Origin of the sequence: Mycobacterium sp. 050128, assembly GCF_036409155.1 — a bacterium.
Lineage (GTDB): Bacteria > Actinomycetota > Actinomycetes > Mycobacteriales > Mycobacteriaceae > Mycobacterium.
Genome location: NZ_JAZGLW010000004.1, coordinates 397,743 through 414,008, shown reverse-complemented (window position 1 = coordinate 414,008; position 16,266 = coordinate 397,743). Strand labels below are relative to the sequence as shown.

12 protein-coding genes are annotated in these 16,266 nt (G+C 67.3%); 4 read left to right on the top strand and 8 right to left on the bottom strand.

Features of this window, described 5'->3' with window-relative positions:
• Positions 1-2 precede the first annotated feature (2 nt).
• Together hisS and SKC41_RS25425 are read right to left on the bottom strand one after the other, a co-directional pair.
• The gene (gene hisS, locus SKC41_RS25430; RefSeq protein WP_330980448.1) at positions 3-1,283 is read right to left on the bottom strand and encodes a histidine--tRNA ligase; all 1,281 of its coding nucleotides are present in this window, start codon (positions 1,281-1,283) and stop codon (positions 3-5) included.
• Positions 1,280-1,954: an MBL fold metallo-hydrolase gene (locus SKC41_RS25425; protein ID WP_330980612.1), complete on the bottom strand. Its 675-nt coding sequence runs from the start codon at positions 1,952-1,954 to the stop codon at positions 1,280-1,282. The genes hisS and SKC41_RS25425 overlap by 4 nt, the downstream gene beginning before the upstream one ends.
• Before the next feature lie 104 nt (positions 1,955-2,058).
• Between SKC41_RS25425 and SKC41_RS25420 the strand changes: the two genes are divergently transcribed.
• The 3 genes from SKC41_RS25420 (at position 2,059) to SKC41_RS25410 (ending at position 6,645) form a co-directional block, all read left to right on the top strand.
• Positions 2,059-2,958, top strand: a complete 900-nt coding sequence (locus tag SKC41_RS25420; protein WP_330980447.1) for a peptidylprolyl isomerase — start codon at positions 2,059-2,061, stop codon at positions 2,956-2,958.
• An 82-nt stretch (positions 2,959-3,040) separates the two neighbouring features.
• Positions 3,041-4,852 carry a protein kinase domain-containing protein gene (locus SKC41_RS25415; RefSeq protein ID WP_442931788.1) on the top strand — a complete coding sequence of 604 codons (1,812 nt, stop codon included), beginning with the start codon at positions 3,041-3,043 and terminating at the stop codon, positions 4,850-4,852.
• Between the two features lie 68 nt (positions 4,853-4,920).
• A complete protein-coding gene (locus tag SKC41_RS25410) occupies positions 4,921-6,645 on the top strand; it encodes a protein kinase domain-containing protein (protein ID WP_330980446.1) in 1,725 nt (574 codons plus the stop codon).
• 3 nt (positions 6,646-6,648) lie between these two features.
• Here SKC41_RS25410 and SKC41_RS25405 read toward each other — a convergent pair whose 3' ends face one another.
• The 6 genes from SKC41_RS25405 to yajC all read right to left on the bottom strand — a co-directional run bounded on the left by SKC41_RS25405 (position 6,649) and on the right by yajC (position 14,734).
• Positions 6,649-9,024 (bottom strand): RelA/SpoT family protein, encoded by a 2,376-nt coding sequence (locus tag SKC41_RS25405; RefSeq protein ID WP_330980445.1) that lies wholly within the window; start codon positions 9,022-9,024, stop codon positions 6,649-6,651.
• 32 nt (positions 9,025-9,056) lie between these two features.
• Positions 9,057-9,599 carry an adenine phosphoribosyltransferase gene (locus SKC41_RS25400; protein WP_442931803.1) on the bottom strand — a complete coding sequence of 181 codons (543 nt, stop codon included), beginning with the start codon at positions 9,597-9,599 and terminating at the stop codon, positions 9,057-9,059.
• Entirely contained in the window at positions 9,596-11,245 is a 1,650-nt protein-coding gene (locus SKC41_RS25395; RefSeq protein WP_330980443.1) for an ABC transporter substrate-binding protein, read from the bottom strand. Before SKC41_RS25395 ends, SKC41_RS25400 begins: the two co-directional genes overlap by 4 nt.
• 5 nt (positions 11,246-11,250) lie before the next feature.
• Positions 11,251-12,510, bottom strand: coding sequence for a protein translocase subunit SecF (gene secF, locus SKC41_RS25390; protein WP_330980442.1), 1,260 nt, complete (start codon positions 12,508-12,510; stop codon positions 11,251-11,253).
• On the bottom strand, positions 12,507-14,294 hold the full coding sequence (secD, locus tag SKC41_RS25385) for a protein translocase subunit SecD (RefSeq protein WP_330980441.1): 1,788 nt from the start codon (positions 14,292-14,294) through the stop codon (positions 12,507-12,509). Before secD ends, secF begins: the two co-directional genes overlap by 4 nt.
• Before the next feature lie 89 nt (positions 14,295-14,383).
• A complete protein-coding gene (yajC, locus tag SKC41_RS25380) occupies positions 14,384-14,734 on the bottom strand; it encodes a preprotein translocase subunit YajC (RefSeq protein ID WP_330980440.1) in 351 nt (116 codons plus the stop codon).
• 178 nt (positions 14,735-14,912) lie between these two features.
• On the opposite strand from yajC, the gene gabT reads away from it, so the two are divergent.
• A complete protein-coding gene (gene gabT / locus SKC41_RS25375) occupies positions 14,913-16,262 on the top strand; it encodes a 4-aminobutyrate--2-oxoglutarate transaminase (RefSeq protein ID WP_330980439.1) in 1,350 nt (449 codons plus the stop codon).
• Positions 16,263-16,266: the final 4 nt, after the last annotated feature.

Genomic DNA, 16,266 nt, shown 5'->3' with positions numbered 1-16,266 from the left:
ACTCAACGCCCGAGCCGTGAAAGCACCTCGGCGACAACCGAATCGAGCGGCACCGACACCTGCTCCCCGGTCGCGAGATCCTTGACGCCGATCGTGCCGGACTCCAGATCGCGCTCACCGGCGACCAGCGCGAAACCGGCACCGGACCGGTCGGCCGCGCGCATCGCACCCTTGAGCCCGCGATCGCCGTAGGCCATATCGACCCGGACACCGGCGGCGCGCAGCTCACCGCCCAGCACCGCCAGCCGCAGCTTGGCCGCCTCGCTCAACGGCACACCGAAGACGTCGCAGCGCGTGGTCTCCCCCACGCTGCGGCCCTCCGCCCGTAGTGCCAGCAGCGTGCGGTCCACTCCGAGCCCGAATCCGATGCCGGACAGGTCCTGTCCGCCGAGCTGGCGCATCAGCCCGTCGTAGCGGCCACCGCCACCGATGCCCGACTGGGCGCCGAGCCCGTCGTGCACGAACTCGAACGTGGTTTTGGTGTAGTAGTCCAGCCCCCGCACCATCCGCGGGTTGATGGCATAGGGCACCCCCAGCGCGTCGAGATGGGCCAGCACCGTGTCGAAGTGCTGCTTGGCCGCATCGGACAGGTGGTCGAGCAGCACCGGGGCATCGGCCGTCATGGCCTTCACCTCGGGCCGTTTGTCGTCGAGCACGCGCAGCGGGTTGATCTGCGCGCGTCGCTGGGTTTCCTCGTCCAGATCGAGACTTAACAGGAACTCCTGCAACAGTTCCCGGTACTGCGGGCGGCAACTCTCATCGCCCAGCGAGGTGATCTCCAGCCGGAACCCGTCCAGGCCCAGCGACCGGAACCCGCCGTCGGCAATCGCGATCACTTCGGCGTCCAGCGCCGGGTCGTCGACGCCGATCGCCTCCACGCCCACCTGCTGCAGCTGGCGATACCGGCCGGCCTGAGGACGCTCGTAGCGGAAAAACGGCCCGGCGTAACAGAGTTTGACGGGCAGCGCGCCGCGGTCCAGGCCGTGCTCGATCACCGCGCGTACCACCCCGGCGGTGCCCTCCGGCCGCAGCGTCACGGAGCGGTCACCGCGGTCGGCGAAGGTGTACATCTCCTTGGACACCACGTCGGTGGATTCACCGACGCCGCGGGCGAACAGCCCGGTGTCCTCGAAGATGGGCAGCTCGATGTCGCCATAGCCGGCCCGGCGGGCGGCGCCGAGCAGGCCGGAGCGCACCGCGACGAACTGTGCCGAGTCCGGCGGGACATAGTCGGGCACGCCCTTGGGCCCGGAAAACGCGGTGAATGACGAGAATTCCGTCATCCGGCCAGGCCTTCGAGGAACGGATTGAAACGTCGCTCGGCGCCGATCGTGGTCGCAGCCCCGTGGCCGGGCAGCACCACGGTGTTGTCGTCGAGCACCAGGAGCTTGTCGATGATCGAGGTCAGCAAATCGCGACCGCTGCCGCCGAACAGGTCGGTACGGCCCACCGAGCGCTCGAACAGGGTGTCGCCGGTGAACACCACATCGGCGTCGGACTTGGCGGCCTGCGCGACCCGGAAGACCACCGATCCGCGGGTGTGCCCGGGAGTGTGATCGACGTTGACGCTGACGTTGCCCAGGTCGATCTTGTCGCCGTCGCGGTCCAGTTCGACCACCTGCTTAGGCTCGCGGAAGAACGCACCCGTCATCAGCTGCGCCAGCCGCGGCCCCATGCCGAAGATCGGGTCTTTGAGCATGAAGCGGTCTTCGGGATGAATGTAGGTCGGGCAGCCGTAGCTGTCGGACACCTTCTGAGCAGACCAGATGTGGTCGATGTGCCCGTGGGTGAGCAGCACGGCGGCCGGAGTGAGCCGATTCTGGTCAAGAATCCGCCGCAGCGGCGCCATCGCTCGCTGCCCCGGATCCACGATCACGGCGTCCGTACCGGGGCGCTCGGCCAGCACGTAGCAGTTGCACTGCAACATGCCGGCGGGAAATCCGGTGATCAACACGTTTGTCATTTTCCCACGGGGGCCACTTGACACCGCTCGCGCCGCCCCGATTAGCCTGAGCCTGCTAACCCGCCCCCACTGACGAGCATGGAGGCATACCGGCCGTGCCGACCAACGAACAGCGACGCGCCAACGCCAAGCGCAAACTCGAACGGCAGCTCGAACGCCGCGCGAAGCAAGCCCGCAGGCGCCGCGTCTTAGTCATCGCCGGCGGCGTGGTCGCGGCCGTCGCGGTGATCGCCGCGGTGGTGATCACCGTGATCAACACGAACAACAAGCACAAGCACGACACGGCGGCGCCGACGACGACCAACTCGCCGGCGACGTCGGGCACGACGACTCCGCAAACCGGTCAGGTTCCGCCGGTTCCGCCGCTGCCGGCCTTCAAACCGTCGGACACCGTGGGCGCCAACTGCCAGTACCCGCCGTCGACGGATCCGGCCGCCAAGCCGGTCAAGCCGCCGCGCACCGGCAAGGTGCCGACCGATCCCGCGCAGGTGAGCGCCAGCATGGCGACCAGCCAGGGCAACATCGGCCTGATGCTGGCCAACAACGAATCACCTTGTACGGTCAACAGTTTCGCGAGCTTGATCGGGCAGAAGTACTTCGACAACACCAAGTGCCACCGCCTGACCACCTCGGACACGCTGGGCGTCCTGCAATGCGGTGATCCCAAGGGTGACGGCACCGGCGGACCGGGTTACCAGTTCGCCAACGAGTATCCGACCGACCAGTACCCGCCGAACGACCCCAAGCTGCGCGAACCCGTGCTCTACCCGCGCGGCACCCTCGCGATGGCCAACGCCGGACCCGGCACCAACGGCAGCCAGTTCTTCATGGTCTACAAGGACTCTCAGCTGCCGCCGCAGTACACCGTCTTCGGCACGATTCAGCCCGACGGCCTGGCCGTTCTCGACAAGATCGCCAAGGGCGGCATCAACGGTGGCGGTGAAGACGGCGCACCGAACAGCGAAGTCACGATCAAGTCGATCCTGCTGGACTAAACCCGTGGCAGCGCAACACGAGTCGTTACGGATTCGTGAAATTTGGTGCCCCGATGGGCCGACACCTTAAGGTCATTGCGTGGTGACGGAGTCGTTCGGACATTACGAACTGCGTGAGCTGCTGGGCCGCGGGGGCATGGGACAGGTATTTCGCGCCTATGACACCAGCACGGACCGCATCGTCGCGCTCAAGGTGCTGCCTGCGCATCTGGCAGACGACCAGGAATTTCAGCAGCGCTTCCGGCGTGAGGCGCGCATCGCGGCGAGCCTGAACGACCCGCACATGGTGCCGATCCACAGCTACGGCGAGATCGACGGCCGCCTGTATGTCGACATGCGGCTGATCGAAGGCCGCGACCTGTTGGCCTACATCGCCGAAAACGGTGGCCGGCTCAGCCCCGAGCGCGCCGTCGCGGTGATCGAACAGGTTGCGGCAGCACTGGATACGGCCCACGAGGTCGGCCTGATCCACCGCGACATCAAGCCGTCCAACATCCTGGTGTCCACCCGCGACTTCGTCTACCTGATCGACTTCGGCCTGGCCCGCACCGCCGCCGACACCGCGCTGACCCACACCGGCCACACGATGGGCACGATGGCCTACATGGCCCCCGAGCGCTTCCGGGGCATAACCGATCACCGCGCCGACGTCTACGCGCTGGCCTGCGTGCTCTACGAATGCCTGACCGGGCATCTGCCCTACCCCGGCGACACCTTCGAGGAACAGCTCAACGCGCATCTGAACTCCCCGCCGCCACGAGCCTCGTTCACCGTGCCCGGCGTCCCGCCCGCCCTGGATGAGGTGGTCGCCCGCGGCATGGCAAAAGATGTCGACCACCGCTACCAGACGGCCATCGAGTTCGCCGAGGCCGCCAAAGCCGCACTGGCAGGCCATGGCGCCACCGTCCCGCCCGGTCCGCCACCGCCGCCGCCGTCCTACCCGGCAACGGCAGCCACGCCGGTGCCGCCGCCTGCGCATTCCGCGCACACCCCGACGGCCCATACCCCGCCACAACCCGAGCCGCAGAAATCGAACCGGGGCCTGATCATCGGCATCGTCGCCGCGTCGCTCTTCACGCTCGCGATGGTCACGGTGCTGGTCGTCGCCCTGGTGACCAACGGCGATTCCTCGTCGAACAATGCGACATCCAGCGCCGCACCCCGCCCGAGGTCGCCCAAGCAAGGACCCACCTTCGGCGGACCGGGCGCGGCGACGACCCGGGCCAACCCGGACGGGAATGCCGCGCCGCCGTTGCCGGCCTTTGCCCCGCCACCTGACCTGGGTGCCAATTGCCAATACCAAACGGTGGGCAGCGATTCCGTGGATGCGTCCCCCAAGCCGGTCACCCTGCCTTCCTCCGGCAGGGTATCGACTACGCCGGCGCAGATTCCCGCCACGCTTTCCACCAACTTCGGCGATATCGGCATCGCGCTCGCCAACAACGAGTCACCGTGCACGGTGAACAGCTTCGTCAGCCTGGCCCGCCAACAATTCTTCGACGGCACCACCTGCCCACGCCTGTCCACCGGCTCCGACGGCGCGACGCTGGTGTGCGGTGGCCCGGACAAGGACGGCAACGGCGGCCCCGGTTACGAATTCGCCGACGAATACCCCACCAATCAATATCCGCCCGGAGATCCCGCGCTGCGGGCGACCGTGGTGTACCCGCGCGGAGCCGTGATCATGGCCAGCAACGAGCCCAACACCAACGGGAGCCAATTCGTCATGTTCTACCAGGACACCGAGGCTCCGCCGACGTTCACGGTGCTCGGCAACATCGACGCGGCCGGCCTGGCGGTCCTCGATAAGATCGCCGCGGCAGGAGTCGCCGGCCACCGGCCGACCGGCCTTCCCACGTCTCCGGTGACGATCAACTCGGTGCGGGTCGGCTAACACCAAAGCCGTTGCGCTAACGGCGCGGATCCCACGACTTGGCGCGCCCAACGGCTTATGGTCGTTGGGTGTCGACGGAAGTATTCGGACATTACGAACTACAGGGCCTGTTGGGGCGCGGCGGGATGGGACAGGTGTTCCGCGCTCACGACACCCTCACCGACCGGGTGGTTGCCCTCAAGGTGTTGCCCGCGCATCTGGCGGAGGACGACGAATTTCAGCAACGGTTCCGGCGTGAGGCGCGCATCGCGGCGAGCCTGAGCGATCCGCACATGGTGCCGATTCACAGCTACGGCGAGATCGACGGCCGGCTCTATGTCGACATGCGACTGGTCGAAGGCCGCGACCTGTTGGCCTACATCGCCGAAAACGGTGGCCGGCTCAGCCCCGAGCGCGCCGTCGCGGTGATCGAACAGGTTGCGGCAGCACTGGATACGGCCCACGAGGTCGGCCTGATCCACCGCGACATCAAGCCGTCCAACATCCTGGTGTCGGCCCGCGACTTCGTCTACCTGATCGACTTCGGGCTCGCGCGCACCGCCGCCGACACGGTGCTGACGCACACCGGCCACACGATGGGCACGATGGCCTACATGGCCCCCGAGCGCTTCCGGGGTATTACCGATCACCGCGCCGACGTCTACGCCTTGGCCTGCGTGCTCTACGAATGCCTGACCGGGCGCCTGCCCTACCCCGGCGACAGCATGGAGGAGCAACTCAACGGGCATCTCAACATCACGCCGCCACGACCGTCGGCAGCCTCGGCGGACGTATCGCAGGCCCTCGACGCGGTGGTCGCCCGCGGCATGGCCAAGGATGTCGACCAGCGCTTCCAGACGGCCCTCGAGCTGGCGCAGGCGGCTCGGGCGGCCCTGAGCAGCCCGACCTCGACCGCGGCCTGGAGCCCGCCGCCGTCGCAACCGCCCGCGCCCCAGCCCGGAGCATCGCAGCAGCCCCAACCGGCGAATTCCCGGCGATTGATCTTGGGCATCGTCGGTGGATCGGTCGTGGTGCTCGCCGCGGTGATCACGCTGGTGGTCGTCCTGGTGACCCACAGCGGCAGTGGATCTTCAACGGCCACAACAAGCACGACGATGCGCTTGCCGGTGCACACCAAGGAGCCCAGACCGGGAACCGGGGCGGGTGCGCCCGTTCCGGCATTGCCGGCGTTTGCCCCGCCGGCCGACCTCGGCGCCAACTGCCAGTACCCGGCGTCGCAGGAAGCGTCCGTCAAGCCCGTCAACCCACCGCCGTCGGGCAAGATATCCACCGATCCACCGGTGATCCACGCGACCATCTCCACCAACGTCGGCGATATCGGCATCGCGCTGGACAACGACAAGGCCCCCTGCACGGTGAACAGCTTCGTCAGCCTGGCAAAACAGCAATTCTTCGACGGCACCCAATGCGGCAAGCTGATGACCCAGTCCGATTTCGGCATCCTGCAGTGCGGTGGGCCCGACACCGAAGGCACCGGCGGCCCCGGCTACGAGTTCGCCAACGAATACCCCGCCAACCAGTACAGCGCAGGCGATCCCGCCTACAAGCAGCCCGTGCTGTACCCGCGCGGGGCGCTCACCACGGCGCCCTTCAACGGACCCAATCCGAGCGGGAGCCAATTCAATCTGACCTACAAGGACAGCATCAACGACCCGAACTGCACGGTCTTCGGCACGATCGATCAGGCGGGCCTGGCGACGATCGACAAGATCGTGAAGGCCGGCGTTCTCGGCAACGGTGACGACGGGCTGCCGTCCAGCCCGGTCACGATCACCTCGGTGCGGATCGGCTGAGGCTTACGCGGCAGACGTGACGCGGTAGACGTCGTATACGCCTTCGACATTGCGCACGACATTGAGCAGGTGCCCGAGATGCTTGGGGTCACCCATCTCAAAAGTGAAGCGGCTGATCGCAACCCGGTCACCCGAGGTGGTGACCGACGCGGAGAGGATGTTCACCTTCTCGTCGGCGAGCACCCGCGTGACATCCGACAGCAACCGGTGCCGGTCGAGCGCCTCGACCTGAATGGCCACCAGGAACACCGACGACGGCGACGGCGCCCAGAGCACCTCGATGATGCGCTCGGCCTGCTGCTGCAGTGACGCGGCGTTGGTGCAGTCGGTGCGGTGCACACTGACACCACCGCCGCGGGTGACGAATCCCATGATCGCATCGCCCGGCACGGGTGTGCAGCACTTGGCCAGCTTGGTCAGCACGCCGGGCGCGCCGGGGACCGAGACGCCGACGTCGTCGGTGCTGCGCGGGCGGCGCAACATCGTTGTAGGCGTGGACCTTTCGGCGAGGTCTTCTTCGGCCTGGTCGATACCGCCGAGCTCGGCGAGCAGCCGCTGCACGACGTGGCGCGCCGACACATGCCCCTCACCGATCGCGGTGTACATCGCGGACACGTCGGTGTAGTGCAGCTCGCGGGCCACCGCGGCCATGGCCTCGCCGTTAACCAAGCGCTGCAACGGAAGTCCGCCGCGACGGACCTCACGGGCCATCGCTTCCTTGCCGGCCTCCAGCGCCTCCTCACGCCGCTCCTTGGCGAACCACTGGCGGATCTTCGCCTTGGCCCGCGGCGACACCACGAACTGCTGCCAGTCCCGCGACGGTCCGGCGTTGGGCGCCTTGGAGGTGAAAACCTCAACGACTTCCCCGTTTTCGAGCTTGCGTTCCAGTGCCACCAGCCGCCCGTTGACCCGGGCGCCGATGCAGCGGTGGCCGACCTCGGTGTGCACCGCATAGGCGAAGTCCACCGGCGTCGACCCGGTCGGCAGGGTGACGACATCACCCTTGGGGGTGAACACGAAAATCTCTTGCACCGCAAGGTCGTAACGCAACGACTCCAGGAACTCGCCCGGGTCCGCGGCCTCACGTTGCCAGTCGAGCAGCTGCCGCATCCAGGCCATGTCGTCGATCTCGGCGGCGGCGTGCGGATGCAGAACACCGTTGCGGCCCTTGGCTTCCTTGTAACGCCAGTGCGCGGCGATGCCGTATTCGGCGGTGCGGTGCATGTCGCGGGTGCGGATCTGCACCTCCAGCGGCTTGCCCTCCGGACCGACGACCGTGGTGTGCAGTGATTGGTAGACGCCGTATCTGGGCTGTGCGATGTAGTCCTTGAACCGCCCCGCCATCGGCTGCCACAGCGAGTGCACCACGCCCACAGCGGCATAGCAGTCCCGGATCTCGTCGCACAGGATGCGAATGCCGACCAGGTCGTGGATGTCGTCGAAGTCGCGGCCCTTGACGATCATCTTCTGGTAGATCGACCAGTAGTGCTTGGGCCGGCCCTCAACCGTCGCTTTGATTTTCGACGCGGACAGGGTGGCGACGATTTCGGCGCGGACCTTGGCCAGGTAGGTGTCCCGAGACGGCGCGCGCCCGGCGACCAGACGAACGATCTCCTCGTACTTCTTCGGGTGCAGGATCGCGAACGACAGGTCTTCGAGCTCCCACTTCACGCTGGCCATACCCAGCCGATGCGCAAGGGGCGCAATGACTTCCAAGGTCTCGCGGGATTTGCGCGCCTGCTTTTCCGGCGGCAGGAAGCGCATGGTCCGCATGTTGTGCAGCCGGTCGGCCACCTTGATCACCAGCACCCGCGGGTCACGCGCCATCGCCGTGATCATCTTGCGGATGGTCTCGCCTTCGGCGGCGTTGCCCAACTCGACGCGGTCCAGCTTGGTCACGCCGTCGACGAGATGGCCTACCTCTTCGCCGAATTCCTCGCTCAACGCCTCCAGCGTGTAACCCGTGTCCTCGACGGTGTCGTGCAGCAGCGCGGCCACCAAAGTGGTTGTGTCCATCCCCAATTCGGCGAGAATGTTGGCGACGGCCAGCGGGTGGGTGATGTAGGGATCACCGGAGCGCCGCAGTTGACTGGCGTGACGTTGGTCGGCGACCTCGAAGGCTCGGTTGAGCATCGAGATGTTCGCCTTCGGATATACCTCCCGGTGCACCGCCACCAGCGGCTCGAGCACGGGATTGAACGCGCTGCGCTGGGCGGTTATCCGCCGGGCCAGCCGGGCGCGGACGCGACGCGACGCGCTGCTGGACGTCTTCAGGGTTTCGGTCGGGGGCTCCGGCGCGCTTGGCGCGTCGATGGGCGGCGAGACTGGCGACTCCATGGGCGGCACAACGGCTTGCGCCGTGCCTTGCTCATCCGCCACGTTGGTCACCTCCGACCTCGAGGATATCCCCTCTAAACGCGGCTCAGGCTGTCTACCGTCAAAGGCGCGACCGCCTCCCGGCCGCCCAGCGCGGTGATTTCCACCAGCACGGCAGCACCGGTCACGATGGCCCGGGCTCGCTCGAGCAACCGGTTGGCCGCGCCGAGCGTGCCACCGGTGGCCAGCACATCGTCGATGATCATGATGTTGGTGCCACGCAAGTCCAGACCGTCGGCGGGAATCTCGATCGCCGCGGGACCGTACTCGCGGGTGTACTTCTCGTGGAGCACCGGCGGCGGCAGCTTGCCCTCCTTGCGGATGGACAGCACGCCGGTGCCGAGCCGGGCGGCGACGGCAGCGGCCACCAACGACCCCCGCGATTCGATCCCGGCGACCAGATCCGAGCCGGCGGAGATTTCAGCCAGCGCGTCGATCACCGCGCTCATCGCCGTTCGGTCGGCGAACAGCGGAGTAAGGTCTTTGAACTGGACGCCCCGCTTGGGAAAGTTGGAGACGTCGCGGGTCAACGACGCGATGAGGTCGGCCAAGGCCGCATCCTCGCGAATATCCGTCACTGCATCAAAGCCCATCGGTCCATGTTCCAACCCGCGCCCCAGCGGGTCGGATTCGCGCTGACTGCGTACATCTTTTTCGACATCAGCAACGTGCGCTGCTGCCGATACAGGGGCAACGTCGGCATATCACCCCACAGTACCGGGGCTCCCTCGGCAAGCAGGCGAACCCGCGCGGCCGGGTCGCCGGACACCGCGAGCTCACCGATGATGCCGTCGACCTGCGGATTCGCATACCCCGACAGGTTGTTGCCGTTGCCACTGTGCAGGTCGTAGGCGTCCATCGAGGAAGATCCGGTGGACCCGCTGCCGCTGGCTCCACCGGTGCTGGCCAGCAGAACATCGATCTTTCCGTCCCGCAGCGCCTGGGGTCCGGAGGTGTCGAGTGTGACGTTGGTGACATTGATGCCCGCGGCCGCGCACGACTTGGTGATCGTCCCGACGGTGACCGCGAGCCGGGCGTTGGGGCCCTGGTAGCCGATTCGCACCGCGAGCGGGGCGCCACCCAGCGCGGCGCGGGCGGCGACCGGGTCCGCCTTGTTGTACGGGCTCGCCTCGGCGGCACCGTCCGCCTGCGCGACGGCGTCCTCCGCGACCGGAGACAGCCGCGAGTTGGCGATCGGTACCCCGGCGTCGCGCGCGATCACGTCACGGGGAACGCACAGCGCGAACGTGCGGCGATCGTTGTTCTGAGCCAGCGGTCCCTGCGGCGCGAAGAACAGCTGCTCAATGCCCGCCGCTGCCGAATCGGTGCGCTCGTAGTTGTCCGGGGTGTTCAGCGTTCCCGGCGACCCGGCCGCGACATCCACCACGTCGACGCTGCGGTTGTTGACCCGATCCTGGATGTCGGGGGCCTGCGGCGACACCGTGATCCGCTTGGTGATCGCCTTGGGACCCCACCACCGGTCGTTGGCGACCAGCACCACGGCGCCGTCGTCGAGGACCGATTCGATTTTGTACGGTCCCGACGACGGGAAGCGCTTGACGATCTCGTCGTGTTTGAGACCGGGCCTGAGGTCCCACGTCGTGTTCCACAGTTGCGCGATCGGTGCGACCGACTGCGCGTTCTTGCCCAGTAGCGTCGCGGTCACGTCGATATTCAGCTGGTCGGCGATGACGTGCGACGGCATCATCGTGGTCGCGGCGAACAGCTGGTTGTAGTCGACGACGCCGCGGTCCGGGACGAACGACACCCGCGCCTTCTTCTGTCCCGGTATGCATTCGATGTTGGCGATATCGACGTAGCCGGCCTGGGTGGCGGCGTCGAACCCGGGAAACCGGCCCGACTGAGCGGCCCAGGCGAGCACCAGGTCATCGCAGGTCAGCGGCTTGCCGTCGGAGTACACCGCGTTGTCGGCGATCTGGTAGTCGAGCACCAGGGGTGAACCGCTCACCACCGTGACGGAGCCGAAGTCGCGGTCGGCGACGACCTGTCCGTCGGGACCGTGATAGCCGAACCCGGTCAGCGTGCGGGCGAACGCCTGCGCGCCGGCCGACGCGAACCCGACGGTGGTGTTGGCGTTGTACGTGCTCAGCCGGCCGTCGACGACGTAGTCGATCTGCGAGGCGGCGCTACCCGAGCATCCCGTCACCACGAAAGCGACGGCGAGCGCAACGGACAGAGAAATAGCCGCGGCCCGCCTGAGCATCGCGGCTACCGCCGGCCGGCGTTTCGCTTGCCGCTCGGGCGTCGGGTACCGGTGGGTCGCACGGGCCGCGCACCGGGGGCCGGCTTGTTCGGTGCGGGCTCGCCGGACGGCGCCGCGGCCTTTTTCGTCTCGGTGGTGGTCTCGGTGTCAGATGCCTCGTCGGCCGAGCTGTCCGCCGGCTCCGGCGTGCCGGGCTTGCGCCGTTTGAGGACGCGGCGGGTGTGGGTCTTCACCAGTTCGGTGCGCTCACGCAGCGTGACCAGCAGCGGGGTCGCGAAGAAGATCGAGGAGTAGGTGCCGACCAGGATGCCGACCAGCTGCACCAGCGCCAGGTCCTTCAGCGTGCCGACGCCCAGCAGCCACACCGCCACCACCATCAACGCCAGCACCGGCAGGACGGAGATCAGGCTGGTGTTGATCGAGCGCATGAAGGTCTGGTTGATCGCCAGGTTGGCTTCCTCGGCGAAGGTGCGCCGGTTTCGGTGCTGGAAGTCTTTGGTGTTCTCCTCGACCTTGTCGAAGACGATGACGGTGTCGTACAACGAGAACCCGAGGATGGTCAGCAGGCCGATCACCGTCGCGGGGCTGACCTCGAAGCCCACCAGCGAATACACACCCGCGGTGACGGTCAGGTCGAAAACCATGGTGGTCAGCGCCGATATCGACATGTAGCGCTCGTAGCGCACCATGATGTAGACGCTGACCAGCACCAGGAACACACCCAGCGCGATCAGCGCCTTCTTGGTGATCTGGTCGCCCCAGGTCTCCGAGACCGCGGAGTCGCTGATCGCCGCCTTGTTCGGCTTGCCGTCGGTGCCCTTGGGCTGGAATGCGTCGAACAGCGCGTTGCGCAACTTCGTCGTCTGGTCGTTGGTCAGCGTCTCGGAGCTGATCTGCACCGTCGCCGAACCGCCGTTGCCGACGATGACCACCGATGCGGCGTCGCGGCCCAGGGTTTTGCGGAACACGTCCTGCACCTGCGAGGTCGCGACGTTGCCGCGCGGGAACGACACCGTGGTGCCGCCCTTGAAGTCGATCCCGAAGGTAAAGCCACGCACGACGATGGACAGGATGGCGATCGCGACGATCGCCCCGCTGATGCCGTACCACAACCGGCGTCGGCCGACGACCTCGAACGCGCCGGTTCCGGTGTAGAGCCGGGCCAGGAAGCTGTGATGCGGTGGCGGCACGGTGGAGTCGGTCTTCAGCTCCACGGCGTCGGCGGATTCGGTGAGTTCGGTCGCATCGGTGTCTTTGGAGGTCATCGCGTTCCCCGTCCGGTCTTCACGTCTGACGCACGGCGTTCACGGGCGACCTGCTGGACAGCGCCCAGGCCGTTGTACGCGGGCTTGGCCAACGTCGGCGACTTGGAGGCCAGGTACACCAGCGGCCAGGTCACCAGGAACACCACCACGATGTCGAGAACCGTGGTCAGACCCAACGTGAAGGCGAACCCTCGCACCTGCCCGATCGCCAGGCCGTAGAGCACGGCGGCGGCCAGGAAGGTGACGGCGTTACCCGACACGATCGTCTTGCGGGCACGTACCCAGCCTCGTGGCACGGCCGAGCGGAACGAACGGCCTTCGCGGATCTCGTCTTTGATGCGCTCGAAGAACACCACGAACGAGTCCGCGGTGGTGCCGATACCGATGATCAGACCCGCGATACCCGCCAGGTCCAGGGTGTAGTTGATCTGCCGGCCCAACAGCACCAGGATCGCGAAAATCATTGCACCCGAAGCTGTTAGGGATAACGCCGTCAGCAATCCCAGCACCCGGTAGTACAGCAGCGAGTACAGCAGCACCAGGACCAAGCCGATCGCACCCGCCATCAGCCCGGCACGCAACGAGGTCAATCCCAGTGTCGCCGAGACGGTTTGGGCCTCCGACGATTCGAAGGACAGCGGCAGCGAGCCGTACTTCAGCACGTTGGCCAGCTGCTTGGCGGTGGCGGCGGTGAACGGCGGGTCGCCACCGGAGATCTGGGTGCGGCCGCCGGGGATCGCCTCCTGGATCATCGGCGCGCTGACGACCTGGGAGTCCAGCGTGAACGCGGTCTGGGTGCCGATGTGGGCGGCGGTGAAGTCCGCCCAGGTGTTGGCCGCGGCGGGCTTGAACTGAACGTCGACGACGTAGCCGATGCCGCGCTGGTTCATCGTCGAGCTGGCGTCCTGGATCTGGTCACCGCTGATGATCGACGGCCCCAGCAGGTAGACGTACTTGTGGTCGGTCGAGCAGGTGATCAGCGGCAGGGCCGGGTCATCGTTGCCGGCCAGGATGTCCTCTTTGTCGCAGTGGGCAGCCACCCACTGCTGAGCAACCATCTGAATGTACGGGTTGTTGCTCTGCCGGAAATCCTTCATCACCTTGATGCGGTCGGCGAGATCCTTGCGCGGATCGGGCGGCCCGGGCACCTCGGGCGGCGGGGCGTCGGCCGCCGGGCCTGCGGGTGCCGGCGCCGCGGGCGGCGGGGCATTGCCCGGTGCGGGCGCGGGGCTGGGACTGGGCGGCGGGTCCTGCGGGTAGGGACGCGGCTGCGGCGCCGGCCGCCCGGCAGGTGGTGGTGCGGGCTGGCCGGCGGGCGGCGGTGCGGGTTGCCCCGCGGGTGGCGGCGCGGGCTGGCCGCCCGGGGGCGCGATGCCGGCCGGGGGCTTGGGTTCGGCCGCTTGGGCGGGCGCCGAGTTCAGCACCGGGCGGATGTAGAGGCGCGCGGTCTGCCCCAGGTTGCGAGCCTCGTTGCCGTCGTTGCCGGGCACCGTGATGACCAGGTTGTCACCGTCGACCACGACCTCAGAACCGGAGACGCCCAGGCCGTTGACGCGCGAGCTGATGATCTGCTGCGCCTGCGCGAGCGCCTCCCGGCTCGGGCGGGAGCCGTCCGGAGTGCGGGCGGTCAAGGTGACGCGGGTACCGCCCTGCAGGTCGATGCCGAGCTTCGGGGCGGCGTGTTTGTCCCCGGTGAGAAACACCAGCAGGTAGACGCCGATCAGCAAGACGAAGAAAACCGACAGGTAGCGGGCAGGGTGCACCGGCGCCGAAGACGATGCCACTTTCCTTATATCTCCTTGGTAATCGGTTTCTGGCTCCCGAAAGAGCCTACGTGCCCGCTTGGCGCAACCCGCTCATCGGACCGCGGTGGTCACTGATCTTTGGTCAAGTGGCTCTCGCCGGCCGGACCCTGAGCGTCGTCGGACTCGTCAAAGTCGTCCTCATCTTCGTCGAAGTAGTCCTCCGGCAAGATCTTGTCGCGGACGGCCAGCTTCATCCAGGTGGTCACCACGCCGGGCGCGATTTCGAGGTCGACGGTGTCGTCGGTGAGCGCGACAACGGTGGCCTCCATGCCGGACGTGGTGTGCACGCGGTCCCCCGGCTGCAATGACTCGTGCAGGTCGATGGTGGCCTGCATCGCCTTCTTCTGGCGACGCGACGCCAGGTACATGAACCCGCCCATGATGAGCAGGAACGGCAGGAACAAAACCAAACTTTCCATCGAGACGTGCCTGTCTTTCGTATCGGTATTGCTGGGTTTTCGAGGGTCCAGTGTGCCCGTCCAGTCTGGCAGGCCCGGGGGCGCGCGGTTGGGCCGCATCCTCGGCAGGCGCCAAGACCCGTCCGACAGATAGGCTTTCAGCGCGACGCGACACGCGCGTCGCCGGGAGGAGGACGTCGTGGCCAGCCTCGAACAGACCCGCCAGCTGGTTACCGAAATCCCTGGTCCCGTGTCGCTGGAACTCAACAAACGCCGCACCTCGGCGGTGTCCCACGGCGTCGGCATCAGCCTGCCCGTGTTCGTCGCGCGCGCCGGCGGCGGCATCATCGAGGACGTCGACGGGAACCGGCTCATCGACCTGGGCTCCGGCATCGCCGTCACCACGATCGGCAACTCCGCGCCGCGGGTGGTCGACGCGGTGCGCGAACAGGTCGCCGAGTTCACCCACACCTGCTTCATGGTCACGCCGTACGAGTCCTACATCGCGGTCGCCGAGGAGCTGAACCGGATCACCCCGGGCTCGGGTGAAAAGCGTTCGGTGCTGTTCAACTCCGGCGCCGAGGCCGTCGAGAACGCCATCAAGATCGCGCGCTCCTACACCCGCAAACCCGCCGTCGCGGCCTTCGACCACGCCTATCACGGCCGCACCAACATGACGATGGCGCTGACCGCCAAGTCGATGCCGTACAAGAGCGGCTTCGGCCCGTTCGCGCCGGAGATCTACCGGGCGCCGATGTCCTATCCGTACCGCGATGGCCTGTTGGACAAGGACCTGGCCACCGACGGCGAGCTGGCCGCCGCGCGGGCGATCAGCGTCTTGGAGAAGCAGATCGGCGCCGCCAACCTGGCCGCCGTCATCATCGAGCCGATCCAGGGCGAGGGCGGATTCATCGTCCCGGCCGAGGGCTTCCTGCCCGCGCTGGTCGACTGGTGCCACAAGAACGATGTGGTGTTCATCGCCGACGAGGTGCAGAGCGGCTTCGCGCGCACCGGGGCGATGTTCGCCTGCGAGCACGAGGGCTCAAACGGCCTGGAGCCCGACCTGATCTGTACCGCCAAGGGCATCGCCGGCGGGCTGCCGCTGTCGGCGGTGACGGGCCGCGCCGAGATCATGGACGCCCCGCACGTCAGCGGCCTGGGTGGCACCTTCGGCGGCAACCCCGTCGCCTGCGCGGCGGCGCTGGCCAGCATCGAGACCATCGAGAAGGACGGCCTGATCGAGCGGGCCCAGCAGATCGAACGCCTGATCTTCGACGTGCTGCTGCGGATGCAGGCCGGCGACGACCGGATCGGCGATGTGCGCGGCCGCGGCGCCATGATCGCCGTCGAGCTGGTCAAGTCCGGCACCAGCGACCCCGACGCCGAGCTGACGAACAAGCTGGCGACCGCGGCCGGTGCGGCCGGAATCATCGTGCTGACCTGCGGCATGTTCGGAAACGTCATTCGGCTGCTGCCCCCGCTGACCATCAGCGACGAGCTCCTCACCGAGGGGCTCGAGGTGCTGCGCCTGTTGCTGGCCGACCTGTAACTCG

Bases quoted from the DNA above. Each gene is read 5' to 3' on its own strand.
- yajC (WP_330980440.1), bottom strand. From the start codon at position 14,734: ATGGAAAGTTTGGTTTTGTTCCTGCCGTTCCTGCTCATCATGGGCGGG.
- SKC41_RS25395 (WP_330980443.1), bottom strand. From the start codon at position 11,245: ATGCTCAGGCGGGCCGCGGCTATTTCTCTGTCCGTTGCGCTCGCCGTC.
- hisS (WP_330980448.1), bottom strand. From the start codon at position 1,283: ATGACGGAATTCTCGTCATTCACCGCGTTTTCCGGGCCCAAGGGCGTG.
- secF (WP_330980442.1), bottom strand. From the start codon at position 12,510: ATGACCTCCAAAGACACCGATGCGACCGAACTCACCGAATCCGCCGAC.